This window comes from Psychrobacter sp. 1U2, from assembly GCF_051847575.1.
This window is the reverse complement of sequence record NZ_JBPYDC010000544.1, coordinates 1-986: the sequence shown is the minus strand read 5'-3', so window position 1 is coordinate 986 and position 986 is coordinate 1. Positions and strand designations below refer to the sequence as shown.

General features: G+C 41.8%; 1 protein-coding gene. It reads left to right on the top strand.

The window, feature by feature from the left end; all coding sequences use genetic code 11:
• Window positions 1-986, top strand: a 986-nt coding sequence (locus tag ACS8FD_RS17160) for an ATP-dependent helicase (protein ID WP_439276736.1), incomplete at both ends; no start/stop codon positions are given.

Genomic DNA, 986 nt, shown 5'->3' with positions numbered 1-986 from the left:
GCGCTTTACTATCTTGGATACAGGCGATAGCGAGGATGCCATCGATTTAATTCATAAAGAAAAAAAGTATCCTGCGCAGATCAAAAGCCAAGCCTTTCCGCGTAAAAAGACGCTGCAAAACATCATCTCCACTTCTAGAAATAGACGCATTCATATTCGCGACTTAATCGAAAGTAATTATCCTGATATCGCTGTACACATTCCCATTATCGAGCAGTCGGCAATTGATTTTCATGAGTATAAGCGTGCCAATCATCTTTATGATTTTGACGATATTATTAGCCAAGTCGTACGTCATTTAAAGACTAACGATACCTTTCGCCAAATGCTACAAAGTCAATATCGTTACATCATGGTTGATGAATATCAAGATACCAATATCCCACAAAAACAGCTGATAGATTTGATTTGTGAGCCTGAATCGGTATCACTGATGGTGGTCGGTGATGACAATCAAAGTATTTATGCGTTTCGCGGCGCAAACTATGAAAATATTCTACTGTTCGGTGAGACCTATCCAGATGCTAAGCTCATTAAGCTGGAACAAAACTATCGCAGTACGCCTGCTGTTTTAAATTATATCAATGCCTTGTCTGCGCAAATCACCTTGGGCTATCAAAAGCAGCTGTACTCTAGTGTATCGATAGAGGGATGCAAACCAGTCTTTAGCCGCCTGAGTGATGAAACCCGCGAGGCCAAGTATATCGCTGATAAAATCATAGAGCTAAAACCAGATCACGATTACAACGATTTTGCGGTACTGTGCCGCACGTCCTTTCAGTCCAACTATGTACAGTTAGAATTTATGGAACGCGGCATTCCATTTATCGTGGTAGGTGGTATTAAGTTCATTGAGAGACGGCACATCAAAGATGTGTTGGCCTTTGTCAAAATACTCTATAACCCAAATGACACCATTGCGTGGCATCGCATTTTGACCTTGTTTCAAGGAGTAGGGGCAGTCACCGCGACCAGGTTAACCCAAG